This is a genomic window from Hyphomonas oceanitis SCH89 (genome assembly GCF_000685295.1).
Taxonomy (GTDB): domain Bacteria; phylum Pseudomonadota; class Alphaproteobacteria; order Caulobacterales; family Hyphomonadaceae; genus Hyphomonas; species Hyphomonas oceanitis.
On sequence record NZ_ARYL01000038.1, the window covers coordinates 1 to 19,979 of the forward strand.

Below are 19,979 nucleotides of genomic sequence, written 5' to 3' on the forward strand. Positions count from 1 at the left end.
CCAGTTCGTCAGATTTCGCGTTTACGCCTGATAACGGGCAGGAACTGAAGGACGCCTACAAGCTGATCGCACAATCCATCTCCGATCTCCGGATCACCTACTAATGCCCAACAGGCCGGGATCTCTCATGTTTTATCTACATTGGCATAGCGTTTTGTTCTGAACTGGAGTCAAAGTTGAAGCGCGCTGAACTGTTTTCTGTTGTTGATCGTTGGCGCGCCGATACCGGCGGCAACATCGCGATCATTTTTGCCCTGTCCGTCATCCCCATCCTTTCCATCGTCGGCGTTGCCATCGACACCCAGATGACGATGACGCAGAAGAACAAGATCCAGTCGATGATCGACAATGCCGTGATATACGGGGCCCGGTCGATGCAGGCCGGCAAGTCGCGCGCCGATGTGACCAAGGATGTGAACCAGTATGTTGCGGCCCTGCTGAAACAGCAGAAGGGTAATGTCTCCTGCACGGGCGTTGCCCTGGAATATGTCGACGGCAAGCAGGACATCAACGCGACGATCATGTGTTCGCAGCCGACAACGCTGTCGAACCTGTTTGGCCAGACCAAGATGGACTTCCGGGTCCGGTCCGGGTCGACCTATGGCATCGGCAAGCTGGAAGTCTCGTTCGTCTTCGACGTGTCCGGATCGATGGGCAATAGCGGCAAGATGGCAAGCCTGAAGATCGCGGCGCGCGATGCCGTGGATACGCTGATGCCCGCAGATTCAAATCTCGCCAACCCTGATGATGTGCGCATCGCGATGGTGACTTACGATACCCAGGTAAATGCCGGCGCATATTTCAAGTCTGTGACGAACCTGAATCCAAAACGCGACTTTTCCTACACGTACTGTACCAAGAAAAATAAAAACGGGAGCTGCACGAAAACCAATACCGTCACGACTAACATGACGAGTACGTGCGTCCACGAACGCGGCGGGTCGCAAGCCTTTACGGATGCGGATCCTGGTCCCGGCGGATGGCTTGAGGCGGATGATCCGACATACAATACCAGCAGCGGAAAGTGGTCAGTAAACTGTAACGACATTGGTCCTCAGCCACTGACGCACAACAGGTCCGCTCTCTATAATTATATCAACAATCTCGACGATTACGGGACCACGGCGGGGCATACGGGCGTGGCGTGGGGCTGGTACCTGCTCGCGCCAAACTGGAACTCTGTCTGGCCAGCGGCCTCAAAGCCGCTCCCCTATGACGAGCCCGATGCGGCCAAGGCCATGATCATGATGACCGACGGTGAATTCAATGAAGTATACTTATCCGGTCTGGGGAACTCCTTTCAGCAGGCCCAAAAGATGTGCGATGGCGCCAAGGCGGCAGGTGTCGTGATCTACACGGTGGCCTTCCAGGCCCCCAAGCAGGGTAGGGATATCCTCAGCTATTGTGCCAGTTCGTCAGATTTCGCGTTTACGCCTGACAATGGCCAGGAATTGCAGGACGCCTACAAGATGATCGCCCAGTCGATTTCCGACCTGCGCATCACCTACTAGCCGCCTGTTTGTCCATGATCGGGAGGTCGCGGAAAGTGGTTAACTCCACGTTGCGCTGACCTCTCGAAAACGGCCATTGTGCCTAACACGCCGAAAATCTATATCCGTCATAGTGACATGTGGGCGCAGTCAGAATGGCTGTGGATGAGGCACCTGTCATGTTGGTCAATTCGGAACACCAGTCCAAGCGGAGCTTTGTGCGCGATTCGCGCGGGAACGTGGCGGCTATTGCGGCCCTGACGATCATACCCATCCTGTGTGTCGCTGGCATCGCGATCGATTTCCAGATGGCTATCACGCAGAAAAACAAGATCCAGGCGATTATCGATAGCGCCGTGATCGCTGGCTCCAAGGCCATGCAGGCCGGCCAGACAGAAGACCAGATTCGTGTCATGGTCAGGGACTATGTCTCTGCGCTTGTGAAAGTGCAGGACAATGGCCTGACCTGCAGTGCTCCCACACTCATCTTCCTGGAGGGGACACAGGATATCGAGGCCGGGATCAACTGCTCTCAGGCGACGACCCTGTCCCAGCTGATGCATCGCGACAAGATCGATTTTCGCGTCACCTCCGGTACCACATACGGCGTCGGCAATGTCGATGTCGCTTTCATCTTTGATGTGTCCGGCTCAATGAACTCGAATAACCGGCTCGAGAACCTGAAGACGTCTGCGAAGACCGCATTTGACGAGCTTCTGCCGGATGATCGCGAACTGGATGGCACCGTCCGCATCGCGCTGACGACCTACAACTCCAATGTGAATGCCGGCGAGTATTTTGATAATGTCACGCGCAAGATAACGCTGGGAACGGATGCGTCATCGGGTTCAAGTTCAGCAAAGTCCCGCTATGACGCTTATAACAACCGTGTGCTGATTGACCAGAGTACAGGCAAGCGCTTCTTCTATTACGAGCGGGCCACTTGCAGCGGTTATTGCGGTTATAACAGCAGCTGGACCATAACGCCCAAGCGTCGCTGGTTCGAGACCGATATTGGTGACAATACCTGTGTCTCTGAGCGCGTGGGCGTGAATGCCTTTACCGATGCCGCGGGCGGAACCGGCGCTGACGATTCCATGATTGCAGGCAACCCGCTGTGGAACTGGAATACGTACAACAGCTCCAAGGGAAGCGGCTCAAGTGAAGTCGAATATGGCGGCGCGAATTCTTCCAGTGGCGCCTTCAATCCCGCCCCGTCGCAGTGCGAGAATTCCTCGCCATTGCCGCTTACGGAAGACAAGTCGAAACTCGACGATTATGTGGATGCGCTGCATGCGGGTGGCGGTACGGCCGGTCACCTTGGGATTGCCTGGGGCTGGTACCTGATTTCGCCGAGCTGGAATTCGATCTGGCCTTCGGCATCGCACCCGTGGCCATGGGACGAGCCTGACACGGCGAAGGCCATCATCCTGATGACTGATGGTGAGTTCAACCAGACACACCCATCCATCGGCCAGAACTCAATCCAGCTGGCCATGGAGTTCTGCGACGCCATGAAGCAAGAGCCCTACAATGTTCAGATATATTCTGTCGGGTTTCAGGTGCCGAGCAGCGCGGCCAAGACGCCCAGCGGCGAGACCATTCTCGACTATTGCGCGACCGATGCGGGGCATTCTTTCACGCCAAACAATGGTGAAGAGCTGACGGACGCCTACAGGGCCATCGCCCAATCGATTTCGGACTTGCGTATCACACGCTAGGACGGCCGGACCGCGCCGGGTGAACACAAAGGAGCGGGAAAGATGACAGGCAGGTTGATCGGCCAATGGGGCATCTCGCGCCAAGGCAATGTTGCCATCATGGCGGCTCTTTTCATTCCTGCCGTGCTTGCCTTTGGCGGTATTGCAGTGGATTTTCAGTATACGGTCCGGCAGAAAAACAAGGTCCAGCACGCGATGGATTCTGCCGTGCTCGCAGGCGCGCTGTCGCGCCAGGCCGGGAAAAGCGAAGCAGAAGTTTCTGCCGATGTGCGCGCCTATGCAAACGCATTGATCGACCAGCAGAGTGGTGGGATTTCCTGCACACCCATCACTGTCAATTTCAATCCGGACAACAAGGACATCGAGGGTAGCATCCGGTGTGACCAGCCGACCTTCATTTCGAACCTCATGGGGTTCGAAAAGCTGAGTTTCCCGGTCTCGTCTACATCGACCTATGCCATCGGGAACGCCGATGTCGCCTTCGTGTTCGACGTGTCGGGTTCAATGAACAGCTATAACCGCTTAAGCCTGCTGAAGTCTGCCGCTGAAGTCGCATTCGATGAACTGCTTCCGGATGACAAGCCGCGTGATGGGAACGTGCGGCTGGCCATCGCGACGTATAACAATGCGGTCAATGCGGGTGAGTATTTCAACGCGGTTACGCGTGAGCAGACGCTCTCGGCGGATGCCGGCAACTCTGCGGCCCGCACGAGTTATGACAGCTATAACAGTGCCCGCATGATTGATAGCGCGACCGGCAAGCGGTTCTTCTATTATGAGCGCGAGCAGTGCCCTGATGGAAACTGCAATGGCAACTGGGACGCGGCACGCCGGGCGTTCGAGGACGCCTCTATTGGGGACACTTGCGTATATGAACGCACGGGCGGCGACGCTGCGACGGAAGCGGCGCCAGGTTCGGGAAAATGGATGGGAGCGGGCAACCCGCGCTGGAACTGGTGGGCCAGCAATTCCAGCAAGCGTGACGGGCAATACCGGATCGAATCTCAGTCCGGGAGTTCATCGCGCGGTGCGTATGACATGTCCTTCGCGGCTTGCCGGGCATCTGGTCCTGTGCCGCTCACAGAGGACAAGGACGCTCTGAAGGCGCACGTGCAATCGTTGACGGCCAATGGGGGCACGGCGGGCCATATCGGTCTTGCCTGGGGCTGGTACCTGATCTCGCCGAGCTGGAATTCAATCTGGCCGGAGGCATCCAAGCCGCTCGACTATGATGCCAAGCACAATATGAAGGCCGTGATACTGATGACGGACGGGGATTTCAACTCCTACCACCCGACGGCCACTAAAAGCTCGTTCCGGCAGGCGCAGGACCTGTGCGACACGATGAAGGCGGAGCCGGCAAAGATTACGGTCTATACGGTGGGATTCCAAGTGCCGAGCAGTGTGCAGAAGACCGGAGATGGACGCACCATTCTCGAATATTGTGCAACGACACCGGCCTATGCCTTCAACGCGTCGAATGGCGATGAACTGGCCGCAGCCTATCGCGCGATCGCGCAATCCATCTCGGAATTGCGGATCAAGCAGTAAGCGTCTCAAGCGGATAGGACATGGCCACGTCGCACCGGTCATAGCGCTGACCATAGGTGTCGAGCATGGTCGCATCATGCTCGAAGCCGAGCTTTTCGTAGAGGTGGATGGCCGCCGCGCATTTGCGGTTGGTAAGCAGGTAAAGGCTGTTCATTTCCATGGCGCGCGCCCGTTCCAGGGCCTTTGCCAGCAGGAACTCGCCGGACTTGCGCCCGCGCGCTGATTTCAGCACCCCCATTTTCGTCAGCTCGAAATGGCCATCCTTGACCGGCATCAGCGCGCACGTGCCCACGATGCCGAGGCCGCCCGTTGAGACGAAGAGGATCTGCCCGCCCTTGTCGATGATCAGCTCCTTCGGGTTGGACAGGATGGCGATGTCATTTGGCTCGAGCGTGAACATGTCCGAAATCCACTCGGCATTGATGTCGTAAAAGGCGCCGGCCAGATCGTCTGAATATTCAATAATGGCGTGACCGTCGCGTGCGCGATCCGGCATCGATTTGGCGTCGAGGGCCGCTTCGATCCGGGCGATCTGGTCGAGCAGGCTGCCGTCAGGACCGGCGGCCATTTCTTCGGCGGCACGCGCGACATGGGGCCAGACATCGCGTTTCATGCGGGCCACGGCTGATGTGCCGGCTTCGGTCAGGCTTATCGTTTTCTGGCGCCGGTCTGTTTCAGACACAGTCGTTTCGGCGAGACCCATATCGACGAGGCCCACAAGGCTTCGGGTTACCGCCGGCTGGCTCACGCCGAGAGCGCTGACGGCCTCGCTGACGGTTAACGGCCCGTAGCGGTCGAGCGCGGCCAGCAGGGGAAAATGGCTCGGCTGTGTAATGAAACAGTTCTGCTCGAAGATCTGGGTCGCGTCTGCCTGCAGGCGTTCGGCGAGGCGCTTCAGTCGGCTGCCCAAGGCAAGATAGCCGAGGTCCTGCAATATGTCTGGCATCATGGTCTCCGCACTATACATAACATGTTATGTATATCGGTTCGCCTGTCAATATGGGTGTGGGCAAAACTCGCTATGCCGCGCAAAGGTCTTTCATATCAGGGAGAGGTCCCCTATATAGATACTGTCTTCGGACTATGGCGATAAACGCGCGTGTAATAAGCGGTTCGGACCCGGGGGCGGTACCCGGCGACTCCACCACAAGCAGGCTCAGGCATACTTCGCCTGTTTCTGACGGGGTCGAAATAGGATCGACGGACGTGTAAAGACGAGGCCTTCGCCGGATTGAGCCCCCTCAGAAGCTCACATCAACATAGTTGCAAATGACAACCATGCTGAAGGTCAACTGCTCGCAGCGTAGCTGTACGTAGTTAACCGAATTAACTCCTAAGGATTCAGCTCCTTAGGCGGGGCCCGGAGGCGCCTGGCAACAGAAGCCTCCACTTTTCTCCCCCTATTCCCGGTAATCCAGCGGCGGCTTGCGGTCGCCAAGCAGCGACTTGTATTCGTAGTTTTCGCCGCGGGCGGCATCAAACTCGTCGCGCGCAGCCTTGCGCAGTTTTGGATCCTTGTAGAGTTCGATTGCGGCGAGCGTTAGCGTCTTGGCGGCGACCTGCGCACCCTTATAGCCGATTGATGTGCCGCTTGCGGCAACGGCTTGCCAGCTGTGGGCAGCGGTTCCGGGCACCCAGGTTGCGGCGCGCATGCCGACTGTCGGCACGGCGTAGGACACATCACCGACATCTGTGGAGCCATAGCCCAGCTTGACGGAATAGGGCTGAACTTCGCTTTGACTGCCGAGCGCCAGACCGGGCTTGTCGAAGCTTTTGTAAATCTCTTCGGCAAATTCCTGCTCTGCGGGCGTGTAAGTTATGCCGCCGACTTCACGCAGCTTTTCGTCCATCATCTTGGCCAATGTCTCATTGATGAGGAGCGGATTGTTGCCGTGAATGATCTCCCAGTCGACTTTGGTGCCAGTGCCCAGCGCTGCCCCACGTGCGGCATCCTCCATGCGCGTCCAGATTTCCTCAACGCCTTCTGCGTTCGGATAGCGGGCGTAGTAAAACACTTCGGCAAAGTCCGGCACGACGTTCGGGGCGATGCCGCCCTTGGTGATGACGTAGTGAATCCGCGCGTCCTGGGGCACGTGCTCGCGCATCATGTTGACCATGTAGTTGAACGATTCGACGCCATCGAGCGCCGAGCGACCACGTTCCGGTGCGCCAGCCGCATGCGCAGAGACGCCATGGAAACGGAACTTGGCGGAGCGGTTGGCGAGTGTCGTGCGCGCGGCGGCCGAGTTCTCATCATCGGCATGCCAGTGCAGGGCAATATCGACATCATCGAACAGGCCTTCGCGGACCATATAGACCTTGCCGCTGCCACCTTCTTCGGCGGGCGTGCCATAGAGGCGGATCGTGCCCGGCGTGCCAGTCTCTTCCAGCCAGTCGCGGATTGCCAGTGCGGCGCCGACCGAACCGGCCCCGAAGAGGTTGTGGCCGCAGGCATGACCCGCTGCCTTGCCTTCTACGGGTGAGCGGTCGGGGCTGGCATCCTGGTTGATGCCGGGCAGGGCGTCGAACTCGGCGAGGACGGCAATGATCGGCCCGCCAGAGCCATAACTGGCAACAAAAGCGGTCGGGATACCTGCGACCCCGGCCTCAACCGTGAAGCCTGCATCCTTCAGGGTCGATTGCAGCAGGCCTGAAGACTTGTCTTCCTGATACCCGACCTCGGCCCAATCCCATATCTGCTTGGCGATGGCGGCCGTTTGTTCGTAGCGCGCATCGACGCTGTCGATAACGGCCTGGTCGCCTTTGCTCTGCGCGTGGGCACAGGCGGTTAGCGCGAGGGCAGCAAGACTTGGGGCGAGAAGGCGCATACGGGAACTCCGGCAGGTTCAGGTTTCTGTCGGCCCCAGACTGTCGCATGGGGCCGATGAAAACAAGGTGTGCAGGAAGTTTGTCCGTGCGCCTTTGCCGGTTGTCTAATCGATAGGCGGGACAGGTTGTTGCGGTACGTCCTTGCTGAGTTCCGGAACTTCCAGAATTCCCCGTCCCAGATGGCTGTGGCTGCGGCTATAGAAGAAGTAGATCAGGAGGCCAATCGCCCCCCAGATCGGCAACACCATTTGTGCAACGAAGGGCAGGTTCAGGTAGAGGCCGAGACAGCCGAGCGCAGCGATTGGAGCGATGACCCAAATCAGCGGCGTGCGGAAAGGCCGGTGACGCTTGGGATCGGTGCGGCGCAGAATCATGACCGCTAGCGCCACCATGAAGAAGGCGAACAGCGTACCGGAGTTGGAGATATCGGCCAGCTGCCCGACCGGGAAGAAGGCGGCTGCGATCGCGACAACGATGCCGGTGAAAATGGTCATCTTCCAGGGGGTGCGATATTTGGGGTGCACGTCCGACAGGCTTTCCGGAAGCAGGCCGTCACGGGCCATGACAAAGAAAATGCGCGTCTGGCCGTAGATCATCATCAGGATAACCGAGGGCAGGGCGATTGACGCGGCAAGGCCCACGAGGTTGCCGATCAGCGGGAAATTGATCCGGCGCAGTGTCTCGGCCAGCGCTTCCTTGGAACAGACGATGGGGGCTGTGCCTTCGCGGGCCAGTTCTGCGCAGCGATTGGCGAAGCCGATACCATCCGGGCCAAGCACCATCCCGGCCGCATCGCGAACCGGCTGGGCGCCCACGGTGCCGACGACACCGGCCGCGACCAGAAGATAGAAAATCGTACAGATGGCGAGGGACCCGATCAGGCCGATCGGCACGTTTCGCTGCGGGTTCTTGGTCTCTTCTGCCGCCGTGGAGACGGCGTCAAAGCCGACATAGGCGAAGAAGATGGACGCAGCTGCGCCGACCACCCCCAATCCGTCATGACCCAATATCCCTGTCGGGAGAAGCGGCGAGAAATTCTCGCCCTTGAGCAGCGGCATGCTGAGAACGATGAAAGCCGTCAGCGCCACGATCTTGATCGCAACAAGTACGGCGTTGACCGAGGCGCTCTCGCTGGTGCCAAGCACGAGGAGCCATGTGACCGCGCCAGCGACCAGAATGGCTGGCAGGTTGACGATGCCATGGCTGAAATCGACAGTCGGAATGAAGCCGCTAAAGCCCCATGCCGGGCCGCTACTTAAAAACTCGGGTAACCCTAGCCCTGTCGTATGCTGGATGAGGCCCATGACATAGCCAGACCAGCCAACGCACACGGCCGAGGCGGCCACGGCATATTCGAGGATCAGCGCCCAGCCGACCATCCAGGCCAGCAGCTCGCCCATGACCGCGTAGGTATAAGTGTAGGCGGAGCCTGAAACCGGCACCATGGAGGCCAGCTCGGAGTAGCAGAGTGCGGCCACGGCGCAGACAAAGCCAGCGATGACGAATGAGAACATCATGCCCGGGCCGGCCTTTTGTGCGGCGGCGGCGGTCAGCACGAAAATACCCGTGCCGATAATGGCGCCGATGCCCAGCATGGTCAGCTGGAAGGCGCCAAGGGAGCGGTGAAGTGACTTGCTTTCGGCCGTTGCCAAAATGGCATCCAGCGATTTGATCCGGTCGAAAATCATGGGGGAAAATCTTTCAGGCGAGATGCCTATTGCGCAAGGATAGAGGCAAATTTCCCCCGCGCAAGGTGGATTTCGGAGGGTCTCGTTGGGCGGGGGGAGTGCTGCAATGTTTCATCGCATCTGCCCGAAAAAGTGCGCGACTTCATTGCATTGACGACGGATCGGCGGGCTTTGTGCGTCTTATCACTGTTAATACGGGACAAGACCTATTGGCCCCGCCCGGCTTCTCATGCAGTGCAGCCCGCATGGCCGCCGCCATTATTAAAAGACAAGGTATGCCCAGTGATCAACGCGCCGACTGCATCAGCCAAACCCGCCAGAAAACGCGAGGCTTTCCTGCCTTTCCTGCCGAAATTCATGAGCGGTACGAAAGCCCTGCGCTGGCTGAAGCGCGTGCATGCGTGGACGGGCCTCTGGGGCGCGCTGATCTTCCTGATGATGGGCATGAGCGGTTTCCTGCTGAACCACAGGTCGACGGCGAAGATAGACACGGGCGCACCGAAGGAGGTGTCATCGGTGGTTCTGGAAGTCTTTCCTGCCGCAATCGGATCGCAGGAAGATCTCGGGACGTGGGCTCAGGACACGTTCGGCACAAGCATAGTGCCGCGTGCCTCGAAGGCTGAACCGGCCCGGCAGGGCAAGGGAGAAAGCGCCGTGTTCATGAATACCGAAGTCACGCCCGTCGAGGTGTGGAAGCAATCGTTCAAAGGACCGAACGGTTCACTGCTCGTGGAATATGCCAAGGGATCAACCACGGTGACGGCCACGCGAACGGCGGAGAATATTCTCGGGCTTATCAAGAACCTGCACAAGGGCAGTGGCCTCGGCATTCTCTGGATCCTGTTCATCGACCTGACCGCAGGCGCACTTATCACGATGAGCCTGACGGGCGCATTGCTCTGGAGCCAGCTGCATGGGCCGCGTCTTGCTGCCATCGGGATCGCGTCCGGATGCCTGATGCTGGGCCTGTTCGCCTCGCTGCCGAATTTTATCTAGCTCAACTGTAACGCGCCTCGACCTTCGCTCCGGCCTTGCCGGCGGCGACGGCTTCAACGCTGGCTTTCAGGTCAGCCAGATAGGCGTCCACCACCTCGGCATGCTTCGGCGACAGCATCAGGTGCAGGCTCGGTGGCTCCTTGGTGACGGAGGTAAACCAGCCGCGCCGGTATATTTCGCCATAGATGGCGAAGGCGTGATGCTCCGGATGGCGAAAGGCGACCAAGCCAAGCATCGGATTGCCGAGGATTTCGAAGCCGAGTTGTTTGACGCCTTCTTCAATGCGCTCGCGTGTTTTGCAGACGAGGTCCTGCTTCTCGCGATAGCCCTCGACGCCAAGTGTGTTCATCACAGCCCATGCCGCCGAGATGGCACCGCCGGGGCGTGTGCCTGCCAGCGTCGGCGTTTTCATTGGCGCGCCGGACCAGCCCGCCATGTCGAACGGCATGTATTCATAGAGGGCTTCTGAGCGGAAGAGGACGGTCGAGGCGCCCTTGGCGCAATAGCCATATTTGTGCAGGTCGGCGCTCATCGAATGGACTTGCGGAACCTCGAAATCAAAAGGTGGCACAGGCACGCCGTTCATGCGCGCGAAGGGGGCGAAATAACCACCGACGCAGGCATCGACATGCAGCCAGACATTCTTCTTCGCAGCCACGTCGCCGAGCGCGGCAATCGGATCAATGATCCCGTGCGGGAAGCTTGGCGCCGAACCGACCATCATGATCGTCGCGTCATCGACCGCTTCGCCCATGGCGACAGGGTCTGCTTCATAGGAGCCGTCAGTCTTTAGCGGCACGCGGCGGATTTCGATATCCATCAGGTGGGCCGCCTTGTCGAAGGCGAGGTGGGCTGACTGGGCGAGCACGATATTTGCGCCTTCGCGCGGGCGGCCATTGGCGCGGGCATAGTCGCGCGCGGTCTTGATCGCCATCGTGATCGAGTCGGTACCGCCGGACGTCATCGCGCCGGTCGCGCCTTCCGGGCCATGCAGCAGCTCAAGGCCCATCGCGATGACCTCCTTCTCCATCTGCGCAAGGCTGGGGAAGGCGAGGGGACCGAGGCCATTCTCGGCCATATACATCCCGTAGGCTTCATGTTGCACGCTGGACACGTCCTCGCCGGCATTGAAGACATAGACGGCGGTGCGCCCGTCGCGCCAGGCTGCGTCGCCGCCGCCACGCGCCACCATGTCGGCTTTCACCTCGCTCCATTCGCGTCCGTGCTGTGGCATCTTCATGGCGTGGGCTTCCTCCGGCATCTCGCTGTTATTTTTGCAGTCAGCTTATACGCCCGTGGGCCGCATGGCCAGCGAACGCGGAACGCCCCCAGACCTGCTTGTATGACTGCAGCTGCGAAGATATTCACATCCCCCATGAGGCGACGAGGCGAGGTGAAAAATAATCCTCGCCTGCCGTGCGAAGCCCGTTGCCGGTTGAGGGTGCCGGGCATAGTGTACAGGAAAATAACCAACACCAGAATCGAGGGTCGATCAGCGAACATGACGGACTATATCGGATATGATGCGCTCACCCAGGCTGCCATGCGCGGTGTCGTACGCGAGGCGCTGAAGCGCGCACTGGCCAATGGGGGCCTGCCGGGCGAACATCATTTCTACATCACGTTCCGCACCAAGGCGCCCGGCGTCAAAGTGGCTGACTACCTGATGGAACGCTTTCCGGAAGACATGACGATTGTTGTCCAGCACCAGTTCTGGGACTTGGAAGTCAACGAAGGCCATTTCGAGATTATCCTGAAATTCTCCGGCGTGCCGCAGCACCTGTTCGTGCCCTATGCCGCAATCACACGCTTCGTCGATCCGTCGGTCAATTTCGGCCTGACCTTCGAGACAGCTGCGAAGGACGATTCAGTCATCGCGCCCGCCGCTGCCTTCCAGGCCGCTGAGCCCGAGGCCGCACCGGCAGCCGGTACGGTCGTCAATCTCGACGCCTTCCGGCGCAAATAGGTCGTCGGCGCATTGGCAGAGACTGAAAAGCCCCGCATCAGCGACGCTGACATGCTTGCCCGTTTCCAGGGCTCCAAGAAGCGGCCGCCCTGTTCTGACACACTTGGCATGACTCTGGTTGAAGTCGAGCAGGACAAGATGCGCATCCGCATGGATTTTGACGTGGCGCAAATGTTCGCCAACCCGACCGGCGCTGTGCAAGGCGGGTTCATTTCGGCCATGCTGGACGAGGCGATGAGCACATGCGTCATCATCGCGTCCAACGTGACGATGACCGCGCCAACCCTTGAAATGAAAACAAGTTTCCTGCGCCGCCTGATGCCCGGTGCCGCCAGTGTCGAGGCGCGCATCCTGAAGCTCGGCAAGTCTGCCGCCTTCATGGAGGCCGAGTGTTTCGGTCCTGACGGCGAGCTGGTCGCCAAGGCGACCGCGACGGCCATTCCTATGCCGTTCAAGCGCCTCGGCTGATGAGCTTTGATGCGCGGTCCTATTGGCAGGAGATTCTCGGGAATCCCGACAAACGACCGCCGGCGACCGCCTTCGTCAATTTTGAACTGATCGGCTTTGATCCGGAGACGGGGTGGTGCGAAGCGGCTTTCCTCGCGCCATCACAGGCCACCAATCCGGGCGGGAATGTGCAGGGTGGGTTCGTGACGGCGATGCTGGATGAGGTCATGTCGGTGGCTGGCTCAATCGTGCAGGGCGGTCCCGCCATGTCGCCGACGCTGCAGATGACGACCAGCTTCATCCGGCCTGTTCCGGTTGGCGTGCGTCTTATCGGCCGTGGTCAGGTTGTGCGCCGGGGCCGTGCGGCCATCTTCACTGAAGGCTGGCTGCGCAATGAAAGCGGCGATCTTCTGGCGCAGGCGACTGCCAGCTGCATTCAGCGCGCGATGCCTGACCTTCTTCAGAAACAGGAATAAGCGGGCAACGCGCCACGCCTTGTGCTATCCTCCCCACAAAGAAGACTACCGGGAGGAAAACATGGCCGATGATGAGGGCACGATTGGTGTGCCGCAATCCGTAATCGAGGTGACGGCTTTCATGCCGGATGCTCGCAACGATCCACACCCCAAGCTGAAGGCGCTGCGCGAAAATTGCCCCGTCATGCGCGACGAGATGGCCAAGACCTGGTTTCTCACCCGCTATGGCGATGTGCGCGCCACGGTGAATGACCGGTCATTTGTGCGCCACCCGCTTCAATCGGAGGAGGGCTCGATCTCGCGCCAGCTGATTGAGGACGAGAACGAGCCGGGCCGCACAAGCATCCTGTTCCTCGACGAACCGGATCACTCGCGGGTTCGCCCGCCGCTCGCGAAGGCGTTCTATACGCGCATAAACAACATGAAGGCCGAGATCGAAGCCATTGTGGACGAGACAATCGAGGCGGCGCCTGCCAGTGGCCGTTTTGATCTCATGGCTGAGATTGCCGTACCGATTCCCGTTCTGGTCATTGCGCGCATTCTGGGCGTGGACGAGGAGCGCCTGCCGGAATTCCGCCAATGGTCGGAAGACGTGATCCTCGGCCTCAATCCCGTGCGCACGCCGGAAGAGACGGCCCGTATGGAAACGGGCAGCATCGCGCTCGACACATATTTCCGGGAGCTGATGGAAGCCCGGCGCGCTGCGCCCGGCGGCGACCTCATCTCCGACATGGTGCAATTGCAGGCGAGCGGAGACGCGCCGCTCAGCGATGATGAACTGGTTATCAATCTCGGCGCGCTGCTGGTGGGCGGTAACCTCACGACCACCGACCTGATCGGCAATGGCGTCTGGCTGTTCCTGACCCATCCGGATCAGATGGCCGCCTTGAAAACCGAGCCGGGGCTGGGCGCGCAGGCCGTCGAGGAAGTGCTGCGCTTCGAGGCACCGGTGTCGGCCACGTCGCGCATACTGGAGGCAGACAAGTCTGTCGCCGGGTGCCCCATGAAGCACCGTCAGGTCGTGTTCTGTTCGCTTGCCTCGGCCAATCGCGATGCGGATACGTTCGACGCGCCCGATGCGTTCAACATCACGGTGAAGCGCCCGAGCCATGTGGCGTTCGGTGGCGGCCCGCACATCTGTATCGGCGCCCCGCTTGCGCGTATGGAGGCGCGGCGCGTCTACCAGAAACTGTTCGAGCGTTATCCTGACATGCGCTTGCCGAAGCAGGACATGGTGTGGAGGGCACTGCCATTCTTCAGAGGGCTGGAGCGGCTCGATGTGGAGGTCTAGGCCCTAGTCCATCGCCTCGGCGCTGAGCCAGATGCCTTCGCGCTCGCCCACGCGCCGCTCGACCAGCAGGCGGGCGACCTGATGGTCATCGTCGAACACATTGCCGGTGAGGCTGTCGAGCAGGGCCTTGGCGAGATTGTCCAAGTCCATCCACGGCGGCTCGCCGGTATATTCCATCACAATGTGGACGCTATAGTCGCCAAAGCCGGGGCGCAGGGGAGGGAAATCCTTGCGGAAGAATTCCTTCAATAGGGTCTTGTAATATTTTGCCTGCGTCGTCAGGCCATGGCAGCGCACTTCCAGCGCGCCCATCTCCGTGATGCGTGCACGGACTTTGCCTGATCTGATCCAGTCAGCGCTCAATAGCGGGTAATTCCTTGCGGTAAGTCAGGATTTATTGGGGGCAGCTTTCTATATCTCCTAAGGCGCAAGCTCGCTCTACATAAACGGAAGCGGCTGCTTTGTCTTCCGGCAGTCCGACCCCGACGCGCAACAAGTCGGACATATCGAGGCAAGCGTAAGCCTTTCCTAGCTCACAACCGCGTTCCAGGAACTCAGCGCCGCGGTGGATGTTTTGGGCAATCAGTTTCCCTTTGACAAAAAGTTTGCCAACTTCCCAACACAGTTCGGCGCTTCCGCGATCGCATGCCTTCTCAAGGATATCGATGCCTCTTTGTTCGTTCCTTGGAACGCCATCGCCTTTCAGATGCAGCGTTGCTGCCAGCTCGCAGACCACGGGATTTTGCTTTTGTTCACATTCCTTATCCAGATCATGCAGGCGCTTGACGGCCGCAGGCCGGATCTGTTCGGAGGGCTGCTTCCACATAAGATTTATGGTGCAAAAGCCACCTAAGTCGCAGGACTTTTGGAGCAGTTCCTCCGCCTTTTTTTCGTCTAGGCCAACGCCTTCGCCTTTAAGGTAATTTTGTGCCAGATTTTGGCACCCCACAGCGATGTCGTGATCACAAAGCTTTGTATAGACGTCAATGGCGCGGCGAAGTTCAGCCTCTGTCGGATTTTCGTATTTAGAAAGATAGACGGACACATTGTTGCAAGCCTCGATGAGGCCGAGCTCACAGGCGCGTTCATAGTAGGGAATACTGTCTTTCGCCTCCCCGACGATTCCATCGTATGATCGACCGAGTGCGAAGCAGGCTTCGGCGGAATCCATTTCGCAGCCTTTCGCGAAATGCCTTCTGGCGCCGTCAACGTCCATTTTCACGCCCCGGCCATCGAACAATCTTTGCCCACGGTCAATGCACTCTGCGGCAGTCTGGCAATTCGCCGGTTCCTTCGCATGCGCGGCGTTTAACGATGCAAACAAGATAACCATCAATGCGAGCAGCACTTTCATGAGCAGTCTTGAGAACAGAACGGTCGGGATGGGCAGCTTGTCGATCATGGCCATATTGTCAGGCAGACCGGCCGACTTTTCCAGTCATTTCAAGCGCGCCTATGCCTTTTGGCCACCTTGCCCAATGCCGCCTGCATGCTAAACCCCGCGCCAGACATATCCAGCGCATTCCAACGGAGCCCTTCTTCATGGTCAATACCCCAACCCGCACCGAAACCGACACAATGGGCCCCGTCGAGGTCGCCAATGACCGCTATTGGGGCGCGCAGGCCGAGCGCAGCCTCGGAAACTTCAAGATCGGTTGGGAAAAGCAGCCAGAGCCCATCGTCCGCGCGCTCGGCATTGTGAAAAAGGCCGCCGCGCAGGCCAACATGGATCTCGGCAAGATGGATCCGGAGCTGGGCAAGGTGATCGTGCAGGTCGCCGATGAAGTCATCGACGGCAAGCTGAACGACCATTTCCCGCTGGTTGTGTGGCAGACAGGCTCGGGCACGCAGTCGAACATGAACGCAAACGAGGTGATCTCGAACCGCGCCATCGAAATTCTTGGCGGCGAGATGGGCTCGAAAAAGCCGGTCCACCCGAACGACCATGTGAACATGAGCCAGTCGTCGAACGACACGTTCCCGACCGCCATGCACATTGCCTGCGCCGAGGAAGTGACGCACCGCCTCGTGCCAGCGCTTAAGCACCTGCACGCCGCGCTCGACGCCAAGGCCAAGGCCTGGGTGGACATCATCAAGATCGGCCGCACGCACACGCAGGACGCCACGCCGGTGACGCTCGGCCAGGAATTCTCCGGCTATGCCCAGCAAGTCGAGAATGGCATTGCGCGTATCGAATCCACGCTGCCAATGCTGATGCAACTTGCGCAGGGCGGCACGGCCGTCGGCACAGGCCTCGCCTCGCCGGTCGGTTTTGCCGAAAAAGTGGCTGAGAAGATTGCGGGCATCACGGGCCTTAAATTCACGTCCGCGCCAAACAAGTTCGAGGCGCTGGCCGCGCATGACGCGATGGTGTTTACGCATGGCGCGATCAACACGGTGGCGATGAGCTGCTTCAAGATTGCGAATGACATCCGTTTCCTCGGCTCGGGCCCGCGCTCCGGCCTTGGCGAGCTGGCGCTGCCGGAAAACGAGCCCGGTTCGTCCATCATGCCCGGCAAGGTGAACCCGACCCAGTGCGAGGCGCTGACGCAGGTCTGCGCGCACATTCATGGCAATAATGCCGCCATCGGCTTTGCCGGGTCGCAGGGCCATTTCGAACTGAACGTGTTCAACCCGATGATGGCCTACAACTTCCTCCAGTCGACACGCCTTCTGGCCGACGCCGCGATCAGCTTCACTGACAATTGCGTTGTCGGCATCGAGCCGCGCCTTGAGAATATTGCGACGGGCCTCAAGAACTCGCTGATGCTGGTGACGCCCCTCAAGGAAAAATACGGCTACGACCGCGCCGCGAAGATCGCCAAGACGGCCCACAAGAATGGCACAACCCTGCGCGAAGAAGCCATCAAGGACGGCATCCCGGGCGAGGATTTCGACAATATCGTTGATCCAAGCAAGATGATCTCGCCGGGCTGAAGAAGGCTTCCTGAAAACATTCGGTAGACTCCTGCCTGCAATCTCTGGTTTCGTGCCGGTTCCAAACAGATGGGAGTGGTGCGCATGGCAGGGCGCCGGGCAATCGATTTCGCCGGCTTCGTGATGGACGTTGTCCAGAAGCGCGACGCTGGGTGGGACCCCGAGTCCTATCCCTTCAACCTGCCTGCGGTAGCGAGTTGGCAAACTCTGGAATTGCACGAGAAGGTGACTTTCCTCGTCGGAGAAAACGGCTCCGGCAAGTCGACATTGATCGAAGCAATTGCGGTTGCAATGGGTCTGAATGCCGAAGGGGGCAGCCGGGACCACCGTTTCAAGGTCGAGGACACGCATTCGCGCCTGCATGCTCAGCTCAAGATGGTACGCGGCACGAAGCGGCCAAAAGATTCCTACTTTCTCAGGGCTGAAAGCCTTTATGGGCAGGCGACTTATCTGGACGCGACATCGACCCTGGCGCGGTATGGCGAGCGGAAACTGCACACACAGTCACATGGGGAAACCGTGATGGCGCTCTTTCAGAACCGGTTCGAGGGCAAGGGCTTTTACGTGCTGGACGAGCCAGAAGCCGCGCTGTCGCCGAGGCGCCAACTGGCATTCCTTCGTCGGCTTCATGAACTTGTCCAGAATGGCAGTCAGTTCGTCATCGCAACGCACTCGCCCATCATCCTCTCGTATCCTGACGCCTTTATCTATCATATGACGGCAGAGGGACCGCAGCAGACAAAATGGGATGACTTTGACCATGTGAGTCTTACGCGCGACTTCCTGATGTATCCGGAAGCCTATCTCTACGAGATCATGGAAGATCCCGGTGATTGAACCCAGGCAGGGGCATGACGTGGCCGCTATCGTTGTTTCGCCAGCGCTAAGCCCTTGCGCGCCCTTCGGCACTCCGTCAGAACGGCAGTCGTTCAAGGAGGAGAGAAGACATGAGCATGGATTTCAGCAATTTGTTTTCGGTGGCCGGCAAGACGGTCGTCATCACGGGCGGTTCGCGCGGCATCGGCGAGATGATCGCGGCAGGCTTCCTCAGCCAGGGCGCCAAGGTCATCATCTCGTCGCGCAAGGCGCAGGCCTGTGAAGAGACGGTCGAGCGGCTGAAAGCCGAGTATGGCGGCGAGATCTATGCCATCCCGTCAGACGTGGGCACGCTGCTTGGCATCAATCACCTCGCCGACGAGCTCGCCAAGCGCGAAGACAAGATCGATGTGCTGATCAACAATGCGGGCGTGGCATGGGGCGCGACACTGGAAGATTTCCCGGAAGCCGGCTGGGACAAGGTGATGGACGTCAACGTCAAGGGCGTCTTCTTCCTCACGCAGAAACTGATGCCGCTGCTGCGCAAGTCTGCCAGCGCTGATGAGCCTGCGCGCGTCATCAATATCGCCTCAATCGACGGCATGCACACGAGCCCGATGAGCGGCTTCGCCTATGGCACGTCAAAGGCTGCTGTGATCCACCTGACGCGCTTCATGGGCGCGCATCTGGCGGGCGAGCATATCCTCGTCAACGGTATCGCGCCGGGCCCTTTCCCGACCTACATGCTGTCCACCGGCGTTGGCTTCAAAGGCGAGACTGAGGGCGTGGATTGGGATTCCGTTTCCAGCCGCAACCCGTCAGGCCGTGTTGGCGCGCCAAGCGACGTGGCTGGCCTCTCGATCTTTCTCTCGTCCAAGGCGTCGGCCTATATCACCGGCCACACCATTCCGTGTGACGGAGGCATCGTCTCGTCGAGCTAGTCTAATGCCTGCCGTGCCGGGAGTGCGACATGAACATCGCGCGCATTGTCGATCACCTGCCGTCCAGCTTTGGTGGGCTTTTCGCCGCCGCGGCGGAGGAGGGCGTGCGAAATATGGATTTGCTCGCGGATGGCTGGCGATCAGGCGAGCAGCGATTTGCCACAGATGGCGAGGCGCTTTTCGGGGCATTTGACGGAGCAGGGCTAGTCGGCGTCGGGGGCGTGACGTGGGACATAGGACTGACGGAGACGGCGATGCGCATGCGGCGCTTCTATGTCTTGCCACAGGCGCGGGAGTTTGGTGTGGGGCGCGCTCTGGCAGAGGTGGCAATGACTCACGGTTTTGCCCGGGCCCCGCTGCTGACTTGCAATGCGCGCGCTACGCCACTCGCCGCGCCGTTCTGGGAGACCATGGGTTTCTGGCGAGAGGACTTGCCAAACATCACCCATATCTGCCGAAAAGGCTGACTGCCCGTTCACGACACTCTATTGTCCGGGAAGAGAATCACTTCCGCCCAGAAAGGCAGATATCCATGTCCAAACCTCCCGTCGGCTCCAAGGATAACCCGTCCCAGTTTGACGTGATCGGCAAGCTCGCCGACGACGAGCCCTATTTCGTGATCCGTGCGCACGACCCGCTCTCGTCGGCGCTGGTCGAGCTGCACGCCTATATCGGGGCAGGCCAGTCAGGCGCGGCGCACAACAAGCTTGCCGAAATCATGGCGATGACGTCGGCCCGCGCGCCGCGCCCGGCCTCCAGCCCGAAATACCGCGAGACCTTTGCCATCTCTCTCGCCATGGAACAGTGGCGCGAGACCCACAAGGACTAGG

Annotated in this window: 19 protein-coding genes and 1 other RNA gene; 14 read left to right on the forward strand and 6 right to left on the reverse strand. The window is 59.5% G+C overall.

Annotated elements, in window-relative coordinates; all coding sequences use genetic code 11:
• The first annotated feature begins 176 nt into the window (after positions 1–176).
• The 3 genes from HOC_RS17390 to HOC_RS17400 all read left to right on the forward strand — a co-directional run bounded on the left by HOC_RS17390 (position 177) and on the right by HOC_RS17400 (position 4,762).
• Positions 177–1,511 carry a pilus assembly protein gene (locus HOC_RS17390; protein ID WP_035540953.1) on the forward strand — a complete coding sequence of 445 codons (1,335 nt, stop codon included), beginning with the start codon at positions 177–179 and terminating at the stop codon, positions 1,509–1,511.
• Between the two features lie 134 nt (positions 1,512–1,645).
• On the forward strand, positions 1,646–3,211 hold the full coding sequence (locus tag HOC_RS17395; RefSeq protein ID WP_035540955.1) for a pilus assembly protein: 1,566 nt from the start codon (positions 1,646–1,648) through the stop codon (positions 3,209–3,211).
• 42 nt (positions 3,212–3,253) lie between these two features.
• Positions 3,254–4,762, forward strand: coding sequence for a vWA domain-containing protein (locus HOC_RS17400; RefSeq protein ID WP_035540957.1), 1,509 nt, complete (start codon positions 3,254–3,256; stop codon positions 4,760–4,762).
• Here HOC_RS17400 and HOC_RS17405 read toward each other — a convergent pair.
• Complete coding sequence (locus HOC_RS17405) at positions 4,752–5,711, reverse strand: bifunctional helix-turn-helix transcriptional regulator/GNAT family N-acetyltransferase (protein ID WP_035540959.1); 960 nt, start codon at positions 5,709–5,711, stop codon at positions 4,752–4,754. The genes HOC_RS17400 and HOC_RS17405 overlap by 11 nt on opposite strands.
• An 84-nt stretch (positions 5,712–5,795) precedes the next feature.
• Between HOC_RS17405 and ssrA the strand changes: the two genes are divergently transcribed.
• Positions 5,796–6,153, forward strand: a transfer-messenger RNA (tmRNA) gene (gene ssrA, locus HOC_RS21920).
• Between the two features lie 9 nt (positions 6,154–6,162).
• On the opposite strand, the gene HOC_RS17410 is transcribed toward ssrA, so the two are convergent.
• Together HOC_RS17410 and HOC_RS17415 are read right to left on the reverse strand one after the other, a co-directional pair.
• Positions 6,163–7,590, reverse strand: a complete 1,428-nt coding sequence (locus HOC_RS17410; RefSeq protein ID WP_035540960.1) for an amidohydrolase — start codon at positions 7,588–7,590, stop codon at positions 6,163–6,165.
• A gap of 105 nt (positions 7,591–7,695) precedes the next feature.
• Positions 7,696–9,279, reverse strand: a complete 1,584-nt coding sequence (locus tag HOC_RS17415) for an amino acid permease (protein ID WP_035540962.1) — start codon at positions 9,277–9,279, stop codon at positions 7,696–7,698.
• 282 nt (positions 9,280–9,561) lie between these two features.
• Here HOC_RS17415 and HOC_RS17420 point away from each other — a divergent pair, with 282 nt between their 5' ends.
• Entirely contained in the window at positions 9,562–10,275 is a 714-nt protein-coding gene (locus HOC_RS17420; protein ID WP_035540964.1) for a PepSY-associated TM helix domain-containing protein, read from the forward strand.
• A gap of 1 nt (position 10,276) precedes the next feature.
• On the opposite strand, the gene HOC_RS17425 is transcribed toward HOC_RS17420, so the two are convergent.
• Positions 10,277–11,515 carry a pyridoxal phosphate-dependent decarboxylase family protein gene (locus HOC_RS17425; protein ID WP_035541011.1) on the reverse strand — a complete coding sequence of 413 codons (1,239 nt, stop codon included), beginning with the start codon at positions 11,513–11,515 and terminating at the stop codon, positions 10,277–10,279.
• Positions 11,516–11,776: 261 nt separating this feature from the next.
• Here HOC_RS17425 and HOC_RS17430 point away from each other — a divergent pair, with 261 nt between their 5' ends.
• The 4 genes from HOC_RS17430 (at position 11,777) to HOC_RS17445 (ending at position 14,455) form a co-directional block, all read left to right on the forward strand.
• Positions 11,777–12,241, forward strand: coding sequence for an SspB family protein (locus HOC_RS17430; RefSeq protein ID WP_035540966.1), 465 nt, complete (start codon positions 11,777–11,779; stop codon positions 12,239–12,241).
• A gap of 12 nt (positions 12,242–12,253) precedes the next feature.
• Positions 12,254–12,709, forward strand: coding sequence for a PaaI family thioesterase (locus HOC_RS17435; RefSeq protein WP_035540969.1), 456 nt, complete (start codon positions 12,254–12,256; stop codon positions 12,707–12,709).
• On the forward strand, positions 12,709–13,164 hold the full coding sequence (locus HOC_RS17440; RefSeq protein ID WP_035540970.1) for a PaaI family thioesterase: 456 nt from the start codon (positions 12,709–12,711) through the stop codon (positions 13,162–13,164). The genes HOC_RS17435 and HOC_RS17440 overlap by 1 nt, the downstream gene beginning before the upstream one ends.
• 61 nt (positions 13,165–13,225) lie before the next feature.
• The gene (locus HOC_RS17445) at positions 13,226–14,455 is read left to right on the forward strand and encodes a cytochrome P450 (RefSeq protein ID WP_051625047.1); all 1,230 of its coding nucleotides are present in this window, start codon (positions 13,226–13,228) and stop codon (positions 14,453–14,455) included.
• Between the two features lie 3 nt (positions 14,456–14,458).
• Here HOC_RS17445 and HOC_RS17450 read toward each other — a convergent pair whose 3' ends face one another.
• Both HOC_RS17450 and HOC_RS17455 read right to left on the reverse strand, forming a co-directional pair.
• Positions 14,459–14,767 (reverse strand): RusA family crossover junction endodeoxyribonuclease, encoded by a 309-nt coding sequence (locus tag HOC_RS17450; RefSeq protein ID WP_084146431.1) that lies wholly within the window; start codon positions 14,765–14,767, stop codon positions 14,459–14,461.
• Between the two features lie 82 nt (positions 14,768–14,849).
• Positions 14,850–15,857: a tetratricopeptide repeat protein gene (locus tag HOC_RS17455; protein ID WP_162174892.1), complete on the reverse strand. Its 1,008-nt coding sequence runs from the start codon at positions 15,855–15,857 to the stop codon at positions 14,850–14,852.
• 140 nt (positions 15,858–15,997) lie between these two features.
• On the opposite strand from HOC_RS17455, the gene fumC reads away from it, so the two are divergent.
• From fumC to HOC_RS17480, 5 genes are all read left to right on the forward strand, one after another.
• Positions 15,998–17,392, forward strand: coding sequence for a class II fumarate hydratase (gene fumC, locus HOC_RS17460; RefSeq protein WP_035540977.1), 1,395 nt, complete (start codon positions 15,998–16,000; stop codon positions 17,390–17,392).
• 84 nt (positions 17,393–17,476) lie between these two features.
• A complete protein-coding gene (locus tag HOC_RS17465; RefSeq protein ID WP_035540979.1) occupies positions 17,477–18,229 on the forward strand; it encodes an AAA family ATPase in 753 nt (250 codons plus the stop codon).
• A gap of 116 nt (positions 18,230–18,345) precedes the next feature.
• The gene (locus HOC_RS17470; RefSeq protein WP_035541017.1) at positions 18,346–19,149 is read left to right on the forward strand and encodes an SDR family oxidoreductase; all 804 of its coding nucleotides are present in this window, start codon (positions 18,346–18,348) and stop codon (positions 19,147–19,149) included.
• A 29-nt stretch (positions 19,150–19,178) separates the two neighbouring features.
• A complete protein-coding gene (locus HOC_RS17475; RefSeq protein ID WP_035540981.1) occupies positions 19,179–19,616 on the forward strand; it encodes a GNAT family N-acetyltransferase in 438 nt (145 codons plus the stop codon).
• Between the two features lie 65 nt (positions 19,617–19,681).
• Complete coding sequence (locus HOC_RS17480) at positions 19,682–19,978, forward strand: hypothetical protein (protein ID WP_034739757.1); 297 nt, start codon at positions 19,682–19,684, stop codon at positions 19,976–19,978.
• Position 19,979 lies beyond the last annotated feature (1 nt).